The following is a 16,845-nucleotide window of genomic DNA, read 5'->3' on the forward strand; positions in this document are numbered from 1 at the left end:
AAAATCATGAGTCTACTCCTCGACCGCCTGAATTTTCTTGCGCGCAAGAATGTCGGCACCTTCTCGGAAGGCCATGGCGTCACGACCAATGAAAACCGTGACTGGGAAGACGCCTATCGCAAGCGCTGGCAGCACGACAAGATCGTCCGCTCCACCCATGGCGTGAACTGTACCGGCTCCTGCTCGTGGAAAGTCTACGTCAAGGGCGGCATTATCACCTGGGAAACCCAGCAGACGGATTATCCGCGCACGCGCGCCGACCTGCCGAACCATGAGCCGCGCGGCTGTTCGCGCGGGGCGAGCTATAGCTGGTATGTCTATTCGGCCAACCGCGTGAAATATCCGCTGATCCGCTCCCGTCTCCTGAAGCTGTGGCGCAAGGAACGTGCGGTGAAAACGCCAGTCGCAGCCTGGGCCGCAATTCAGCAGGACCCTGCCAAGCGCGCCGACTATATGAAGGTGCGCGGTCTCGGCGGCTTCGTTCGCGCAACCTGGGACGAAGTCAACGAGATTATCGCTGCGGCCAACGCCTATACGGCCAAAACTTACGGACCGGACCGCGTGATCGGCTTCTCGCCGATACCGGCCATGTCGATGGTTTCCTATGCGGCCGGTTCGCGTTACCTGTCGCTGCTGGGTGGCGTCTGCATGTCGTTCTATGACTGGTATTGCGATCTGCCGCCAGCATCGCCGCAGACCTGGGGTGAACAGACCGACGTGCCGGAATCGGCTGACTGGTATAATGCCGGTTTTCTGATGCTCTGGGGTTCCAACGTACCGCAGACCCGCACGCCGGATGCGCATTTCTATACGGAAGTGCGTTACAAGGGCACCAAGTCGGTCGTCGTTTGCCCCGACTATTCGGAAGCCGCAAAGTTTTCCGATCTGTGGCTGCATCCCAAGCAGGGCACCGATGCCGCGCTAGCCATGGCGCTCGGCCATGTCATCCTGCGCGAATATCACATTGACCGGCAGGTTCCCTATTTCGAGAATTACTGCCGTAAATATTCCGACTTCCCGATGCTGGTCATGCTCACGAAGAAGGACGGGCGTTACGTGCCGGACCGCTTTCTGCGCGCGTCTGACTTCAAGGGCGATCTCGGCGAAGGCAACAATCCGGACTGGAAGACAGTCGCCTTCGATACGAAATCGGGCGCTTATGTTGCGCCGCAAGGCTCCATCGGTTTCCGCTGGGGTGACGACGGCCAGTGGAACCTTGAAGAGAAGGACGGCAAGGGCAAGGATGTGGAACTTGCCAAGAGCTTCATCGACAAGGACAGCCATGATGCCGTTGCCGATGTGGCCTTCCCATATTTCGGTAACCGCGAGCACGATTACTTTGAAGGCACGGACCATGACAGTGTGCTGGTGCGCAAGGTTCCGGCCCGCAAGCTGAAGATCAAGGGCGGCGACGTCATGGTGGCGACAGTGTTCGACCTGTTTGCCGCCAATTACGGGCTTGATCGCGGGCTTGGCGACGAGAACTCTGCCAAGTCCTATGACGAGGGCCTGCCATACACTCCGGCCTGGGCTGAAAAAATCACGGGCGTCCCGCGCGACCAGATCACCGCGGTCGCCCGCGAATTCGCAACCAATGCCGAAAAGACCAACGGTCGTTCGATGGTCATCCTCGGTGCCGGTCTCAACCACTGGTACCACATGGACATGAACTATCGCGGCATCATCAACATGCTGGTGATGTGCGGTTGCGTCGGTCAGTCCGGCGGCGGCTGGAGCCATTATGTGGGGCAGGAAAAGCTGCGTCCGCAGACCGGCTGGACAGCGCTTGCCTTTGCGCTCGACTGGAACCGTCCGCCGCGCCACATGAACTCAACCTCGTTCTTCTATGCGCATACCGACCAGTGGCGCTACGAGACGGTCAAGGTGCAGGACATCCTCTCGCCGACGGCCCCCGAGGGTGCATGGGACGGCACGATGATGGACTATAACATCCGCGCCGAACGCATGGGCTGGCTGCCTTCCGCTCCGCAGCTCCAGACGAACCCGCTGGAACTCGCCAAAGAGGCCGCCGCATCGGGCAAGGAGCCAAAGGACTTTATCGCGAATGCGCTGAAGAACGGCACCGTCACGATGTCCTGCGAAGACCCGGACCATGAGGCCAACTGGCCGCGCAACATGTTCGTCTGGCGTTCGAACCTGCTCGGTTCGTCGGGCAAGGGGCATGAGTACTTCCTGAAGCACCTGCTCGGTACCTCGAACGGCCTGCTCGGCAAGGATCTGGGTCAGGAAGGCGCACAGGAAAGCCGCGAGGCCGTGTGGCATGAGAATGCTCCGGAAGGAAAGCTCGACCTGCTGGTCACGCTTGATTTCCGTATGTCCACGACCTGCGTTTATTCCGATATCGTTCTGCCGACTGCGACCTGGTATGAAAAGAACGATCTCAACACGTCCGACATGCATCCCTTTATCCATCCGCTGTCGAGCGCAGCAGACCCGGCATGGGAATCCCGCAGCGACTGGGAAATCTTCAAGGGCATTGCGAAGAAGTTCTCGGAAGTGGCGCCGGAAGTGCTGGGCGTCGAGAAAGACATTGTTCTTGTGCCGACCCTGCATGACACGGCAGGCGAGCTTGCGCAGCCAAAGGATGTTCTCGACTGGAAGAAGGGCGAGGTTGAGCCGATCCCCGGCAAGACAATGCCATCGGTCGTGGTTGTGGAGCGCGATTATCCGAACCTCTACAAGCGCTACACGTCTGTCGGGCCGCTTCTCGACAAGCTGGGCAATGGCGGCAAGGGCATTTCGTGGAACACCGAACATGAGGTGGACCTGCTCGCCAAGCTTAACGGAAAAGTGGATGAGCCAGGCGCAAGCGAAGGACGTCCGCGCATCTATACCGACATCGACGCGACCGAAGTCATTTTGTCGCTTGCGCCGGAAACCAACGGCGAAGTAGCGGTCAAGGCGTGGGAGGCACTGTCGAAGTTCACCGGTCGCAACCATTCGCATCTGGCCATTCCAAAAGAAGACGAGAAGATCCGCTATCGCGATATCGTTGCGCAACCGCGCAAGATCATCTCTTCGCCAACCTGGTCGGGCATCGAATCCGAAACCGTTTGCTACAATGCAGGCTATACCAATGTGCATGAGCTGATCCCGTGGCGCACGCTGACCGGCCGTCAGCAGCTCTATCAGGATCATTTGTGGATGCGTGCTTTTGGTGAAGGCTTCTGCGTCTATCGTCCGCCGATCGACACCAAGACGGTCAACCCGGCAATCCGTGAAAAGGCGGACGGCAAGCCGCATCTGGTGCTGAACTTCATCACGCCGCACCAGAAATGGGGCATCCACTCCACCTATACGGACAATCTGTTGATGCTGACGCTCAATCGCGGCGGGCCGGTTGTCTGGATTTCGGAGCCTGATGCCGCAAGGGCAGGTCTCGTCGATAATGACTGGGTGGAAGTCTACAACGCCAACGGTGCCATTGTGGCTCGCGCGGTTGTTTCCCAGCGCATGAAGGACGGCACTGTCTTTATGTATCACGCGCAGGAAAAGATCGTGAACACGCCCGGCTCGCCGCTCACTGGCCAGCGCGGCGGCATTCACAACTCCGTCACCCGCATCATCACCAAGCCGACGCATATGATCGGCGGCTACGCTCACCAGTCCTATGGTTTCAACTATTACGGGACCGTTGGTTCAAATCGCGATGAGTTTGTCGTGGTGCGCAAGCTTGAGAAGGTGGACTGGATGGAAGGTCCGCTCGAAGAAGGCAACCAGAGCTCCGCAGCGAAGGAGGCAGCAGAATGAAAATCCGTGCCCAAATTGGAATGGTGCTCAATCTCGACAAGTGCATCGGCTGCCACACCTGCTCCGTGACGTGCAAGAACGTCTGGACCAACCGTGAAGGCGTGGAATATGCCTGGTTCAACAATGTCGAGACCAAGCCCGGCATCGGCTTCCCGAAGGAATGGGAAAACCAGAAGAAGTGGAACGGCGGCTGGGTCCGCAAGAAGAACGGCAAGATCGAGCCGAAGATGGGCTCCAAGTGGCGCATCCTCGCCAAGATTTTCGCCAATCCGGACTTGCCTGAAATCGACGACTATTACGAGCCGTTCGACTTCGATTACGGCCATCTCCAGACCGCAGGCGAAAGCAAGACCATGCCGACCGCCCGCCCGCGCTCGCTGATCTCCGGCGAGCGGATGGAAAAGATCGAATGGGGTCCGAACTGGGAAGAAATTCTCGGCGGCGAATTTGCCAAGCGTTCGAAGGACTACAATTTCGAAGGCGTGGAGAAGGAAATCTACGGCCAGTTCGAAAACACCTTCATGATGTATCTGCCGCGCCTGTGCGAGCACTGCCTCAATCCGACCTGCGTTGCAGCCTGCCCGTCGGGTGCGATCTACAAGCGCGAAGATGACGGCATCGTCCTGATCGATCAGGAAAAGTGCCGCGGCTGGCGCATGTGCGTCTCCGGCTGCCCCTACAAGAAGATCTATTACAACTGGAGTTCGGGCAAGTCCGAGAAGTGCATCTTCTGCTATCCGCGCATTGAAGCCGGTCAGCCGACCGTATGCTCGGAAACCTGCGTCGGCCGCATCCGCTATCTGGGTGTCATGCTCTACGATGCCGACCGTATTGCGGAAGCCGCTTCCACAGCCAACGAACAGGATCTCTATCAGGAACAGCTCAACATCTTCCTTGACCCGAACGATCCTGCCGTGATCGAACAGGCGCGCAAGGACGGTGTGCCGGAAGCCTGGCTGGAATCGGCCAAGCATTCGCCGGTCTACAAGATGGCGATGGACTGGAAGATCGCCTTCCCGCTCCATCCTGAATACCGCACCTTGCCGATGGTCTGGTACGTACCGCCGCTCTCGCCGCTGCAGTCGGCTGCTGCATCTGGCAAGCTTGGCATGGATGGCCCGCTGCCGGATGTCCGCTCCATGCGCATTCCGGTCCGCTACCTCGCCAATCTTCTGACGGCAGGCAAGGAAGAGCCGGTCATCTCGGCACTGGAACGTATGCTCGCCATGCGGGCTTATATGCGCGCCAAGACCGTCGACGGCGTTCTAGACGAGGCGATTGCCGACCGTGTCGGCATGAGCGGTGCGATGATCGAGGAAATGTACCACATCATGGCGATCGCCAATTACGAAGACCGTTTCGTCATTCCGACCACGCATCGCGAAATCAGCGAGGACGCCTATGATGTGCGCGGCTCGTGCGGCTTCACCTTCGGCAATGGCTGCTCGGGTGGAACATCGACCGAAGACCTGTTCGGCTCCAAGCGCCAGAAGGTCGTCCAGACACCAACGGATATTTTCCGGGAGCAGGTGTAATGAACAAGACCCTGAAAATCATTTCGTTGCTTCTTTCCTATCCGTCCGCTGAGCTGCAGCTTGGCGGAGGGGAACTGAAAGAGGTGCTGGCGGGGGAAAAACTTTCCCCCGGCATCCGCAGGCTCCTCGATAGTCTCGTCGATTATGTCTGCGACTGCGATCTCTACGAGGCACAGGAACGCTACGTGCATCTCTTCGACCGCACGCGGTCGCTGTCGCTGCATCTTTTCGAGCATGTACACGGTGAAAGCCGCGACCGCGGCCAGGCGATGGTCGATCTGATGAAGATGTATGACGACAACGGCTTTGTCGTTGATGCCAAGGAACTGCCGGATTATCTGCCGTTGTTCCTGGAATTCCTGTCGACGCGTTCGCCGGAGGAAATCCACGATCTCCTCACCCAGACGGGCCATATTACAGCGGCTATCGGCGAGCGTCTGCGCAAGCGTCAATCGCCTTATGCGAACGCCTTTGCGGCGCTGCTTCATGTCGCCAATGCCAAGCCGGACAAGAACCTCGTCGGAGAGTTGCTTCGGCAGGAGGAAGACGACCCGAACGATCTCGCCGCGCTCGACCGCATCTGGGAAGAAGAAGCGGTAACGTTTGGCGGCAATGCGGGCGAAAATCCCTGCGGCCCGGACCGGCTGCGCACGCAGATGCGTGCAGCGCAGCGCAAGCCCGGCACCCCGTCCAACCCTTCACATATCTAGGAGACGGAAAATGGCTTATCTCCATACGTTTCTTTTCGGCATCTATCCCTATATCGCGCTGAGCGTGCTCGCGCTCGGCTCGATCTTCCGCTACGACCGCGAGCCCTATACGTGGCGTTCGGGCTCAAGCCAGCTTTTGCGCCGCAAGCAGCTCATGTGGGGTTCGGTTCTGTTTCACCTTGGCGTGCTGTTTATCTTCGCCGGTCATTTGGTTGGCCTGCTGACGCCAATCTGGGTCTTCGACATGCTCGGCGTCAGCCATGAGGCGAAGCAGATTCTCGCCGTTGTGGCGGGTGGCATCGCCGGTGTGATGGCAATCGTTGGCGCCAGCATGCTGGTGCATCGTCGTGTGTTCGATCCGCGCGTTCGTGCGTCCTCGCGGCCATCCGACACGCTGATTATCATTCTGTTGTGGTTGCAGCTTCTGCTGGGCCTCGGCACCATCCCGATCTCGTTGCAGCATATCGACGGCGGCGAAATGGTGACATTCATGAACTGGGCACAAGGTATCTTCACCTTCAATCCGGCGGCATCCAGCTACATCGCCAATGCGTCGTTCATCTTCAAGATGCATATCTTCCTGGGGCTGACCATCTTCCTGCTGTTCCCGTTCACGCGGCTTGTGCATATGCTGAGTGCGCCGGTGCGCTACATCTGGCGTCCGGGCTATCAGGTTGTGCGTGAGCGCAACCATACCGCTCAGCCCTCGCATATGCGTATTCCTGCGGAGTAAGGCTCATGGTGACACTTTTTGACCGGAAACAGCCGTCTGAACAGCATCAGGGCGCCCACGCCCATGCCCATGATCATAACACCGGTTACACGACCTATCAGGAGCCGGATACGCGGGTGCCGCCAAAACCACGCCCGGTTTTCGATGCAGTGTCCGTCAATGGCGTGGCGATCAACGAAACCGACATTCTGACGGAGGCACAAAACCATCCGTCGGAAAATCCCGGCGCGGCACTGCTTGCTGCCGCCCGGGCGCTTGCAGTGCGTGAACTACTTCTGCAGCGCGCAAGGGAAACCGGCATCGTGCCTGAAAGCGAGAAAGATGCGGAGGGGCGCAGCGAGACTGATGAAGATGCCCTCGTGCGCATGGTGATTGAACGGGAGGTCGAGGTGCCTTCCGCCACGCGCGAGGAAGCCTTGCGCTTCTACGAAAACAACCGCCATCGCTTCACCAGTGCGCCCATTCTGGAGGCAAGCCATATCCTGATCGCTGCCGATCCGGCCGACCAGCGCGAGCGTGAGAAGGCCCGCACGACGGCATCCTATCTGGCTACCTCGGTGATTACCGAGCCTGCCACTTTCGCTTCGGTCGCCCATGAATACTCGTCCTGCCCTTCGGGCGCGCAAGGCGGCAATCTGGGCCAGCTCACACGCGGCAGCACAGTGCCCGAATTCGAACGGGCGCTGGAGCGCCTCACGCCCGGCGAAATAACGCCGGCGCCGATTGAAAGCCGCTTTGGCTTTCACATTGTGCGCCTTGATCGCCGCATCGAAGGCGAAGAGCTCCCGTTCGACTATGTTGCCGACAGGATCGCTGGTTGGCTGGAAGCTTCCACCTGGTCGAAGGCCGTGTCGCAATATATCGCGATCCTCGCAGCGGATGCCGATATTACCGGTATCGATCTGCTTTCGAATGAGGGAGTGGATGGATGAGCGGTGTACCGATGCTTGCGGCCATCCGGGCCGCAAAGGACGAGCCGGTGGATCAGCTTCTGGCAGGCGTGGCGCACCGTGCCAGGCAGGCGGGTTTGCGCGTTGCTGGCTTTCTTCAGCACCGCGAAAAGAACACGGATGAATGCTGCCGCGATATCGAGATCGAGCATATAGGCACCGGCGTGACGCAGATCATCTCGCAGTCGCTCGGTTCGGGTTCGAAGGGATGCCGTCTCGATCCGGCGGCACTTGCCGATGTAGCAGGCTCGCTTCTGGCGGAACTGGACGGCGGCGCCGATATGCTGATCCTCAACCGTTTCGGCAAGGGCGAGACGGAAGGGCACGGTTTCCGCGCCATCATCGAAACGGCCTATGCGCGCCAGATTCCGGTACTGACGGTGGTGCGGGAATCCTATGTCGACGGATGGAACGACTTTGCCGGTGACTGCGGTATCCTTCTGGCGGCGGATAGCAAGGCAACGCTGGGATGGTTCGACCGTGTGATGGAACCCCGGCAATTACCGGAAGCCGTGTGACAGCGGCCTCTCTGCCGGAAATGCAGTTCTATAAATCGAGCTGGTCGCGACGGTCTTCCGCAATCAGCTTGCGGATCTGATAGACGATCTGGTCTCCATGTGCCTTGCCAAGCAGATCGGCGGTATCCACGTCCCGTTCTTCGATGGCGCGGATCATGTCTTCGTGCTCGGTGACGTAGCGTTCCGGCAGGCGATCGGCAAAGGACTGGTAATAGAGACGCAACAGCCTGCGGCCTTCATCGAGAAGCCTCGAAAAGAAAGTCGTGTAGAAGGGATTGCGACCCGCTTCCGCAATAGCCGCATGAAAGTCGCGGTTGGTTGCGATCATTTCCAGCGCATTTTGTGAGCGGACTGCGCGGGCAAAGGCTTCCTGATGCGCACGGATATTTTCGAGATCCTTGTCGGTCCGGTTGCGGGCGGCAAGCCGCGTCGTCACACGGTACATCAGCGTCACTGCGTCGAAAAACGCGGGCAGGCTCAGAAAGTCGATATTGGATACCACGGTGGAGCGGTTGGGGAGCGTGGTTACGAACCCGTCACTTGCAAGCCGCACCAATGCTTCACGTATAGGCGTGCGCGACATGGAAAAGCGTTCTGCGAGCTGGTTTTCATCAATGGGGCTACCCGGCGCGAGCGAAAGATCGATGATCTCGTCACGCAATACGTCGTAAACCAGCTTGACGCCCGAACCCTTCTTCCGATCGGCTGACTGGTTTGCGTCGTCTTTGTCCATGATCGTGCTTGTCCTCTGTCGTGATGTTCTGGCGACCCGGAAACAGGCTCAGCGCGGACCAACCGCATTCTAAACACCAGTTTGGACCCGGTCAGTCAAGCAATCCTAACCTCAAATAAAATTTTGGTCGACAAGAAAAATACAAAGTGTATATTTGTTTCCATACAACGCTCGGCAGACCGATTGTAGATTCAGGTTGTGTGAAAAGCGCTCAAGGAAAAACGCTATGACCTCTAACATTTTCTCCGGTTGCATTCCGGCCCTCATGACCCCCTGCAAGCCCGACCGCACGCCGGATTTCGATGCGCTGGTCCGCAAAGGCAAGGAACTGATCGCGAAGGGCATGTCTGCGGTCGTCTACTGCGGCTCCATGGGTGACTGGCCGCTCCTCTCGGACGAAGAACGCATGGCTGGCGTTGAAGCGCTTGCCAAGGCTGGCGTGCCCGTCGTCGTCGGCACCGGCGCCGTCAACACGAAGATTGCCGCCGCCCATGCCGCTCATGCGCAGAAGGTTGGAGCGAAGGGCCTGATGGTCATCCCGCGCGTTCTCTCGCGCGGCTCATCGATTTCGGCGCAGAAGGCCCATTTCAAGGCAATCCTTGCAGCGGCTCCCGATCTGCCAGCCGTTATCTACAACAGCCCGTATTATGGTTTTGCGACCCGCGCCGACCTGTTTTTCGCACTGCGCGCAGAACATCCGAACCTCATTGGGTTCAAGGAATTCGGCGGTGCGGAAGCCATGCGCTACGCTGCTGAAAACATCACAAGCGCCGATGATGATGTAACTTTGATGGTTGGCGTCGATACCGGCGTTTTCCACGGCTTCGTCAATTGCGGCGCGACCGGCGCGATCACCGGCATTGGCAATGTGCTGCCGAAGGAAGTGCAGCATCTGGTAGCGCTGTCGAAGGCTGCGGCCGCAGGCGATGGCGAAGCGCGCAAGCTGGCGCTGGAACTGGAAGCCGCACTGGACGTGCTGTCGTCCTTCGACGAAGGCCCGGACCTCGTTCTTTTCTACAAGCATATGATGGTTCTGACCGGCAATCCGGAATATGAGCTGCATTTCAACGAGACGGACAAGCTGTCCGATAGCCAGCGCGGCTATTGCGAAACCCAGTTGACGCTGTTCCAGACCTGGTATGCCGACTGGAACAAGCATGGCGGCGTCGCAGCGAAATACGCAGCCTGAAATCGATTGAGATAAAAGAAAAAGGCGCCGAATTCCGGCGCCTTTTTTGTCGGTTTCGGGTCAGGACACAGCGTCCAGTCCCTTTTCCTTCAGTTTTTCCAACAACGCGATCTCGGCTGCAGTGAGTGCAATGCCCTTGGCCAGTGAATCGCGACGGGCAGCAAAGCGGCGCTGCGACGGCAGGCGCGCGCCCTGTCCGGCAATCGCTTCGATCAGGATTTCGCCGCGCTCCACAGGGTTGCCGCGGCCACCGGCCATGCGGGCAGGGTCGAAGGCGATGATGAGTTCGCCGTGGCGTGGCGCAAGCGTTGTCGTGCCGAGGAAATCGAGCGCCTCGGGGCTGGTGAAATCGCCGATCATTACACCGGCCAAAAGTTCGATCATTGTCGAAATCGCTGATCCCTTGTGCCCGCCGAAAGGCAGCATCGCGCCTGCAAGGGCGGCTTCCGGATCGGTCGTCGGGTTGCCGTCCGCATCCACGGCCCAACCTTCTGGCAGTTGTTTTCCGGCGCGACGATAGAGTTCCAGTTCGCCGCGCGCAGCAACGCTGGTGGCAAAATCAAACACATAAGGATAATCGCCGGGGCGAGGCCAGCCAAAGGCGAAGGGATTGGTGCCGAGAAGCGGTTTCGTTCCGCCGGCGGGCGCCACGGTGGCGTAGCTTGGGCACATGGCAATTGCCGCAAGGCCCTGCTCGGCGAGCGCTTCGACTTCAGGCCATAAGGCTGCAAAATGGGTGCAATCATTGATCGCCAGCGCCGCAATGCCGAGCTTGCGCGCCTTTTCAACGAGGGCAGGCGTGCCGCGCTCGAAGGCCAGATTGGCAAAACCGCCCTTCGCATCGACGCGGACGACAGCGCTATCGTCAGTCGTGACGACCGGTTCGGCATCGGCTGCAACCTTGCCGCTCTTCAGTGTGCGAAGGCAGCCTTCGATGCGGTACACACCATGCGATTTGCAGCCGTCGCGTTCGCCCGCCACAATGGTTTTGGCAATGGCTGCGGCATGGCCGGCGCTGAACCCCGCCTTGTTCAGGATTTCTCGCACAAGCTTTGCGAGTTCTTCCGTCGAAATCGAAATGGTATCGCTCATTCTGTCATTCCTTGGCAGTGTTGGGGCAGTTCCAGAGGTGGCTACTGATCTCTGAATGCATACAAGATGCATGCAGTATTGTCATGCCGGGCGGGCGGGTCTGAAACTGCGGCAAAAGGGCTGGTGGAAAACGGGCCGTTTCTCCTGCCTGTGTTCGTCAATGGTGCGTTAGCCGGATGCTGAAAATCAATCAATTTTATTCGGATCGAAATCTGACCGTTGTTATCAGGAATAACTTCACCTCTTTGATCCAAATCAAAGAGGTTGATCGGGGACAGGTCTAAATCCGGTTACGCGGGCGCATCGAGGCCCAAATGGCAGACGCGCCCATCGATGGAGATCAGGACAAAAATGCGTAACCTCGCGATCAAATTTGCTGCGGTAGGCATCCTTGCCATGCTGGCGGCCCCCGCTTTAGCTGAAAATATCGAAGTACACATGCTCAACAAGGGTGCCGAAGGCGCCATGGTTTTCGAGCCCGCCTATATCAAGGCCAATCCCGGTGACACGATCACCTTCATACCGATCGACAAGGGGCACAATGTCGAGTCCATCAAGGACATGATCCCCGAAGGTGCCGAAAAGTTCAAAAGCAAGATCAATGAGAACTATGTGCTGACGGTTACCCAGCCCGGCGCATATCTGGTAAAGTGCACACCGCATTATGCCATGGGCATGATCGCGCTGATTGCAGTGGGCGATAGCCCGGCCAATCTCGACCAGATCGTTTCGGCCAAGAAGCCAAAAGTCGTTCAGGAACGGCTGGAAAAGGTCATCGCCAGCGCCAAATAAGATTGACTGAAAACTCTCGATGAGCCGAACTTGAACCGGCTACATGACGAGGACATCATGACCAGACAGCCAAGCCTGCAGGCAGTACCTGCTGCGATGCCATCCGATCAAAAAGGTATGCCGCGTGGACTGAAAATGACCGGTCCCGTCCTCCTCAGCTATGGCTTCCGCCCATTCTTTCTGGGCGGAGCCATATGGGCCGTTCTGGCCATGCTCTTCTGGATATTGTCGCTGACGCTTGGAATGCCGCTCGGCGGTTCCTACGGCGGGCTGAACTGGCATGCCCATGAAATGGTGTTTGGCTTCTCCTCCGCCGTTTTGGCAGGGTTCCTGTTGACAGCCATTCCGAACTGGACCGGCGGTCTGCCGGTGTCGGGGATACCGCTTGCTGTTCTTTGTGGAATATGGCTTGCTGGGCGGCTCGTGTTTCTGGAGCCTGATCTTGTCGATATACGGTTCGCCGTTGCGGTCGAAAGCCTGTTTCTGCCCTCGCTGCTTTTTATCTGCGGACGGGAAATCATTGCCGGACGCCAATGGAAAAACCTGAAGGTTTTGGTCGGCGTCGCAACGGTGATGGTTGCCAATCTCGTCTTTCATTATCTGATCCTGACCGATGGCGACGTGGCATTGGCCAACCGCATTGGTGTCAGTGCCTATGTCCTGCTGGTCATGGTGATCGGTGGGCGCATTGTGCCAAGCTTCACCCGCAACTGGCTCAACAAGATGGGGCGGACGCGATTTCCGGTGCCGTTCAACCGCTATGACGGCTTCAGTATTCTCGTCGGGGTGGCTGCGTGTATCGGCTGGATCGCCGCACCCGATCAGACGATAACCGCCGTTCTGGCGTGGATTGCAGCCCTGTTTCATATCGTTCGGCTTTACCGCTGGCGGGGATGGTCGGTCGCACGGGAAAGGCTGCTGCTTATCCTTCATGTTGCCTACGCATTCATTCCGCTCGGTTTCATCGCCATAGGTCTCTCGGCCATCGATCGCCTCAATCCTTATTCCGCCTTGCATATCGTAACCGTGGGCGCGATCGGCTGCATGATGCTGGCGGTCATGACACGGGCGACGCGAGGCCATACCGGACGCGAGCTGACGGCCTCGCCCGTCACGCAGATTGCCTATCTGTGCCTGGTTGCCGCCGCGCTGATCCGCCCGCTGGCGGAAGTCATGCCGAATTTCTTCCATACCATCCTCGCCGCATCGGCCTTGCTCTGGATGGGCGCTTTCGGGCTTTATGTTCTCGAATATGGTCCGATGCTTTTGCGTGAACGGCGCCAGCGCATGGCCGGCGCGTAATCCGCCTCATCTCGATACCATTATAAGGAGCAGTCTGTGGTCATCCACGGACTGCTTTTTGCGTTTTGGGAGGTGAGTCGCGGCGCTGAAGCTGCGATTCGCCCCCTCTAAACGGCCAAAAACAAGGATGTGGAAAGAAAAATCACACTCAATATCACATTTAAATCGTTATAATGTTATGGCCGTATTGTTATGCTTTTGAAACGGTGTTACCGCAATTGGTGCCTGGGGCGCTGGTCCCGAAAAGACCGCAAAATCTCGGGCAACGCGAGCGCTTCGCACGCAATTGCCTTTGCGTAAATGCGCTCCGGCTTTGTTGTTTTTATGCATGTCGGCGTCGGAAAGCCGTTCTCAGTTTCCGCGACATGCTTAAGGCTTTGCTTTGGCAAGGAGGTTGCCGCCGATGAATTTCGCCCCGCCCGTATCAGATATGCTGCAACTCGCCAATTGCATTCGCGCTCTCTCGATCGATGCCGTCGATGCTGCCAATTCCGGCCATCCGGGAATGCCACTTGGTATGGCCGATGCAGCCGCCGTTTTGTTCTCGAAGCACCTCAAATTCGATGCGTCGACGCCAAACTGGGCGGACCGCGACCGTTTCGTGCTCTCCAACGGCCACGGCTCGATGCTGCTTTACAGCGCGCTCTATCTGGCGGGCTACAAGGACGTATCCATCGATGAGTTGAAGAACTTCCGTCAGTGGGGTTCGAAGACCGCCGGTCATCCGGAATATGGTCATACCGAAGGCGTTGAGCTGACCACCGGCCCGCTCGGTCAGGGGCTTGCCAGCTCGGTCGGCATGGCAATCGCCGAACGCGCGCTCGCCGACCAGTTCGGCAAGGATATCGTCGATCACCGCACCTATGTGTTCTGCGGCGACGGCTGCCTCATGGAAGGCGTGGGACAGGAAGCGATCTCGCTGGCGGGTCACCTTCGCCTCGGCAAGCTGATCCTGCTTTATGACGATAATGGCATCACCATCGACGGCAGCACGGAAATCGCCTTCACCGACGATATTCCCGCCAAGTTCAAGGCGTGTGGCTGGAACGTCGAAAAGGTCGACGGTCACGATCATGATGCTATCGACGCTGCTCTGACGCGCGCCAGGGCACAGTCCGACCGTCCGACACTGATCGCGCTCAAGACCGTCATTGGCTATGGTTCGCCAAATCGCGCCGGTACGAGCGGTGTGCACGGCGCGCCGCTGGGTGCCGCTGAAAATGCCGCCACCAAGGCAGCGCTCGGCTGGACAGCGGAAGCTTTTGAAATTCCGGCCCCGTTGCTCAATGTCTGGCGTGAAGCCGGTGCGCGTGGTGTCTCGGAACGTGAAGCATGGCAGAAGCGCGTCGATGCGCTGCCAGAAGCCGAACGCGCCGAATTCGACCGTCGTATTGCTGGCGTTCTGCCGGAAGGCTTTGCAGCGGTCGTCGGCGATGCCAAGCAACGTCTCCTCGACAAGCCGCAGAATGTTGCGACCCGCAAGGCAAGCCAGATCGCGCTTGAAAGCCTGACGGCAGCCCTGCCGGAAATGATCGGCGGCTCGGCTGACCTTACCCATTCGAACCTCACCCGCGTTCCTGCCGTCGACAGCGATTTCACGGCGGAAAAGAGCGGTCGCTATATCAGCTACGGCGTGCGTGAATTTGCGATGGGCGCAGCCATGAACGGTATCGCGGTCCATGGCGGCTTCATCCCTTACGGCGGCACCTTCATGGTGTTCTCCGATTACGCCCGCAACGCCATCCGCCTTTCGGCGCTCATGGGTGTGCGTGTCATCCATGTGTTGACGCATGACTCCATCGGTCTCGGCGAAGACGGCCCGACCCACCAGCCGGTTGAACATCTGGCCAGCCTGCGCGCCATGCCGAACCTGCATGTCTTCCGCCCGGCAGACACGATTGAAACGCTGGAATGCTGGGCTGTAGCGGTTTCCGATCCGCATACGCCTTCGGTTCTGGCCCTTTCGCGCCAGAACGTGCCGCAGTTGCGCACCGACAATGGCGAGAACCTCTCCGCGCGTGGCGCCTATGTACTGCGTGAAGCAAAAGGCGAACGCCAGATCACATTGCTTGCCACGGGCACGGAAGTCTCGCTCGCGGTGAAGGCTGCCGAAAAGCTTGCCGAAGAAGGCATCGCAACGGCGGTCGTCTCCATGCCGAGCTGGGATCTGTTCGAAAAGCAGAGCAAGGATTACCGCAAGGGCGTTCTGGGCGATGCGCCGCGCATCGCCGTCGAGGCCGCAGGCAAATTCGGCTGGACGCGTTATGTCGATAGTGAAGACGATGTGATCGGCATGGATGGCTTTGGCGCTTCGGCACCGGCCGAGGTGCTCTATGAAAAATTCGGCATTACGGCCGATGCGATTATCGCCCGCGCCAAATTCTTGCTGGAGCAGGGCAAATGACGATGGCTGGCAATTTTTCTCCGCTGGTTCTGGTGGGCGATAGCGATCGCGTGGAAGCCGAAGCTGTCGGCGCCTATCTCGACAACTGGGCTGGCAAGGACGCGCTGCGCCTTGCGACCGCCGATGCGATCAAGGCTATTCTGGCTGGCGCAACGCGGCTTGCCGGTCGCATCGCACGCGGTTCGCTTCCCGGTGATCCGGGCAAGCTCGTCGGTGTTAACAGCGATCAGGACCAGCAGAAGTGCATTGATGTCGGTTCGCACAATCTGTTCGTTGAGCTGCTGATCGCGGCAGGTGCGGCCTCCATTCTTTCGGAGGAAGCGGATCTTCCCGTAGCAGGCAAGGCCGATGGGCTGATCGCCGTTGCCATCGATCCGCTTGACGGTTCGGGCAATGTCGGTCTCGGCGCCCCGCTTGGCACGATTTTCTCGGTTTTCCCGGCGGATACGGCGGAGCCGTTCTTGCAGCCCGGTAACCGCCAGATTGCTGCCGGTTATGTTTCCTACGGCAATTCGGTCGATCTCGGCTTTTCGGTCGGCGAGGGTGTGATCTTCGCTACCTTCGATCCGGCAAGCGGGGTTTTCCATATCACGCGCCGCAATGTGACGCTGCCGGAACGCACGTCCGATCTGGCGTTCAACGCATCTGTCCAGCGGCATTTGTCCGCTGGCATGCAAGCCTATGTCAACGATGCATTCCTTGGAAAGGAAGGCCCGCGCGGGCGTAACTTCAACATGCGCTGGCTCGGTGCTGCGGTGGGCGACATGCACCGCATCATGCAGCGCGGCGGCCTGTTCTTCTATGTGAATGACAGCCGCCCTGGCTACGAAAAGGGCCGCCTGCGGCTCGTCTACGAAGCCAATCCCATTGCTTTCCTCGCCCGTGAGGCGGGTGGCAAGGCGACCGACGGTTCGAGATCCATTCTCGATATCGTCCCGCAAACCTATCACGACCGCAGTGCGCTGGTGTTCGGCGTGGCCGAAGAGGTGGATATCCTCGGCGAATACTTCGCGAAATAACCTGATCTGACATCGTCTGGAGCATTGGCAATGCTCCATCCATTTGTTTTTACGCGCATCTTGTTCCGAAAACCGTTTCACACTTTTCGGGATGCGC

General features: G+C 58.7%; 13 protein-coding genes. 11 read left to right on the plus strand and 2 right to left on the minus strand.

What is annotated here, in order from left to right; all coding sequences use genetic code 11:
* The first annotated feature begins 6 nt into the window (after positions 1-6).
* The 6 genes from FIB18_RS11795 to FIB18_RS11820 are packed head-to-tail and all read left to right on the plus strand — an operon-like array spanning position 7 to position 8,217.
* Positions 7-3,771 carry a nitrate reductase subunit alpha gene (locus FIB18_RS11795; RefSeq protein WP_140020888.1) on the plus strand — a complete coding sequence of 1,255 codons (3,765 nt, stop codon included), beginning with the start codon at positions 7-9 and terminating at the stop codon, positions 3,769-3,771.
* Positions 3,768-5,306, plus strand: a complete 1,539-nt coding sequence (gene narH, locus FIB18_RS11800; protein ID WP_140020889.1) for a nitrate reductase subunit beta — start codon at positions 3,768-3,770, stop codon at positions 5,304-5,306. Before FIB18_RS11795 ends, narH begins: the two co-directional genes overlap by 4 nt.
* A complete protein-coding gene (narJ, locus tag FIB18_RS11805) occupies positions 5,306-6,016 on the plus strand; it encodes a nitrate reductase molybdenum cofactor assembly chaperone (RefSeq protein ID WP_140020890.1) in 711 nt (236 codons plus the stop codon). The genes narH and narJ overlap by 1 nt, the downstream gene beginning before the upstream one ends.
* 10 nt (positions 6,017-6,026) lie before the next feature.
* A complete protein-coding gene (narI, locus tag FIB18_RS11810) occupies positions 6,027-6,749 on the plus strand; it encodes a respiratory nitrate reductase subunit gamma (protein ID WP_140020891.1) in 723 nt (240 codons plus the stop codon).
* A 5-nt stretch (positions 6,750-6,754) separates the two neighbouring features.
* On the plus strand, positions 6,755-7,681 hold the full coding sequence (locus tag FIB18_RS11815; protein ID WP_140020892.1) for a peptidylprolyl isomerase: 927 nt from the start codon (positions 6,755-6,757) through the stop codon (positions 7,679-7,681).
* Entirely contained in the window at positions 7,678-8,217 is a 540-nt protein-coding gene (locus FIB18_RS11820; RefSeq protein ID WP_140020893.1) for a DUF2478 domain-containing protein, read from the plus strand. The genes FIB18_RS11815 and FIB18_RS11820 overlap by 4 nt, the downstream gene beginning before the upstream one ends.
* Before the next feature lie 28 nt (positions 8,218-8,245).
* Here the strand turns inward: FIB18_RS11820 and FIB18_RS11825 are convergent, their stop codons facing one another.
* A complete protein-coding gene (locus FIB18_RS11825; RefSeq protein WP_140020894.1) occupies positions 8,246-8,950 on the minus strand; it encodes a GntR family transcriptional regulator in 705 nt (234 codons plus the stop codon).
* Between the two features lie 226 nt (positions 8,951-9,176).
* On the opposite strand from FIB18_RS11825, the gene FIB18_RS11830 reads away from it, so the two are divergent.
* Positions 9,177-10,139, plus strand: coding sequence for a dihydrodipicolinate synthase family protein (locus FIB18_RS11830; RefSeq protein ID WP_140020895.1), 963 nt, complete (start codon positions 9,177-9,179; stop codon positions 10,137-10,139).
* 60 nt (positions 10,140-10,199) lie between these two features.
* On the opposite strand, the gene FIB18_RS11835 is transcribed toward FIB18_RS11830, so the two are convergent.
* Positions 10,200-11,231: an Ldh family oxidoreductase gene (locus FIB18_RS11835; protein ID WP_140020896.1), complete on the minus strand. Its 1,032-nt coding sequence runs from the start codon at positions 11,229-11,231 to the stop codon at positions 10,200-10,202.
* Positions 11,232-11,582: 351 nt separating this feature from the next.
* Between FIB18_RS11835 and FIB18_RS11840 the strand changes: the two genes are divergently transcribed.
* The 4 genes from FIB18_RS11840 to FIB18_RS11855 all read left to right on the plus strand — a co-directional run bounded on the left by FIB18_RS11840 (position 11,583) and on the right by FIB18_RS11855 (position 16,748).
* Positions 11,583-12,023: a pseudoazurin gene (locus FIB18_RS11840; protein ID WP_140020897.1), complete on the plus strand. Its 441-nt coding sequence runs from the start codon at positions 11,583-11,585 to the stop codon at positions 12,021-12,023.
* 57 nt (positions 12,024-12,080) lie between these two features.
* Positions 12,081-13,325 (plus strand): NnrS family protein, encoded by a 1,245-nt coding sequence (locus FIB18_RS11845; RefSeq protein ID WP_140020898.1) that lies wholly within the window; start codon positions 12,081-12,083, stop codon positions 13,323-13,325.
* A gap of 403 nt (positions 13,326-13,728) precedes the next feature.
* Positions 13,729-15,729 (plus strand): transketolase, encoded by a 2,001-nt coding sequence (gene tkt, locus FIB18_RS11850; RefSeq protein WP_140020899.1) that lies wholly within the window; start codon positions 13,729-13,731, stop codon positions 15,727-15,729.
* Positions 15,726-16,748: a class 1 fructose-bisphosphatase gene (locus FIB18_RS11855; RefSeq protein ID WP_140020900.1), complete on the plus strand. Its 1,023-nt coding sequence runs from the start codon at positions 15,726-15,728 to the stop codon at positions 16,746-16,748. Before tkt ends, FIB18_RS11855 begins: the two co-directional genes overlap by 4 nt.
* The last annotated feature ends 97 nt before the right edge of the window (positions 16,749-16,845 follow it).

Origin of the sequence: Brucella pecoris (assembly GCF_006376675.1) — a bacterium.
Classification (GTDB): domain Bacteria; phylum Pseudomonadota; class Alphaproteobacteria; order Rhizobiales; family Rhizobiaceae; genus Brucella; species Brucella pecoris.

Bases quoted from the DNA above. Each gene is read 5' to 3' on its own strand.
- narH (WP_140020889.1), top strand. From the start codon at position 3,768: ATGAAAATCCGTGCCCAAATTGGAATGGTGCTCAATCTCGACAAGTGC.
- FIB18_RS11845 (WP_140020898.1), top strand. From the start codon at position 12,081: ATGACCAGACAGCCAAGCCTGCAGGCAGTACCTGCTGCGATGCCATCC.
- FIB18_RS11820 (WP_140020893.1), top strand. From the start codon at position 7,678: ATGAGCGGTGTACCGATGCTTGCGGCCATCCGGGCCGCAAAGGACGAG.
- FIB18_RS11840 (WP_140020897.1), top strand. From the start codon at position 11,583: ATGCGTAACCTCGCGATCAAATTTGCTGCGGTAGGCATCCTTGCCATG.
- FIB18_RS11825 (WP_140020894.1), bottom strand. From the start codon at position 8,950: ATGGACAAAGACGACGCAAACCAGTCAGCCGATCGGAAGAAGGGTTCG.
- narI (WP_140020891.1), top strand. From the start codon at position 6,027: ATGGCTTATCTCCATACGTTTCTTTTCGGCATCTATCCCTATATCGCG.
- FIB18_RS11830 (WP_140020895.1), top strand. From the start codon at position 9,177: ATGACCTCTAACATTTTCTCCGGTTGCATTCCGGCCCTCATGACCCCC.
- FIB18_RS11855 (WP_140020900.1), top strand. From the start codon at position 15,726: ATGACGATGGCTGGCAATTTTTCTCCGCTGGTTCTGGTGGGCGATAGC.
- tkt (WP_140020899.1), top strand. From the start codon at position 13,729: ATGAATTTCGCCCCGCCCGTATCAGATATGCTGCAACTCGCCAATTGC.
- FIB18_RS11795 (WP_140020888.1), top strand. From the start codon at position 7: ATGAGTCTACTCCTCGACCGCCTGAATTTTCTTGCGCGCAAGAATGTC.
- FIB18_RS11835 (WP_140020896.1), bottom strand. From the start codon at position 11,231: ATGAGCGATACCATTTCGATTTCGACGGAAGAACTCGCAAAGCTTGTG.
- narJ (WP_140020890.1), top strand. From the start codon at position 5,306: ATGAACAAGACCCTGAAAATCATTTCGTTGCTTCTTTCCTATCCGTCC.
- FIB18_RS11815 (WP_140020892.1), top strand. From the start codon at position 6,755: ATGGTGACACTTTTTGACCGGAAACAGCCGTCTGAACAGCATCAGGGC.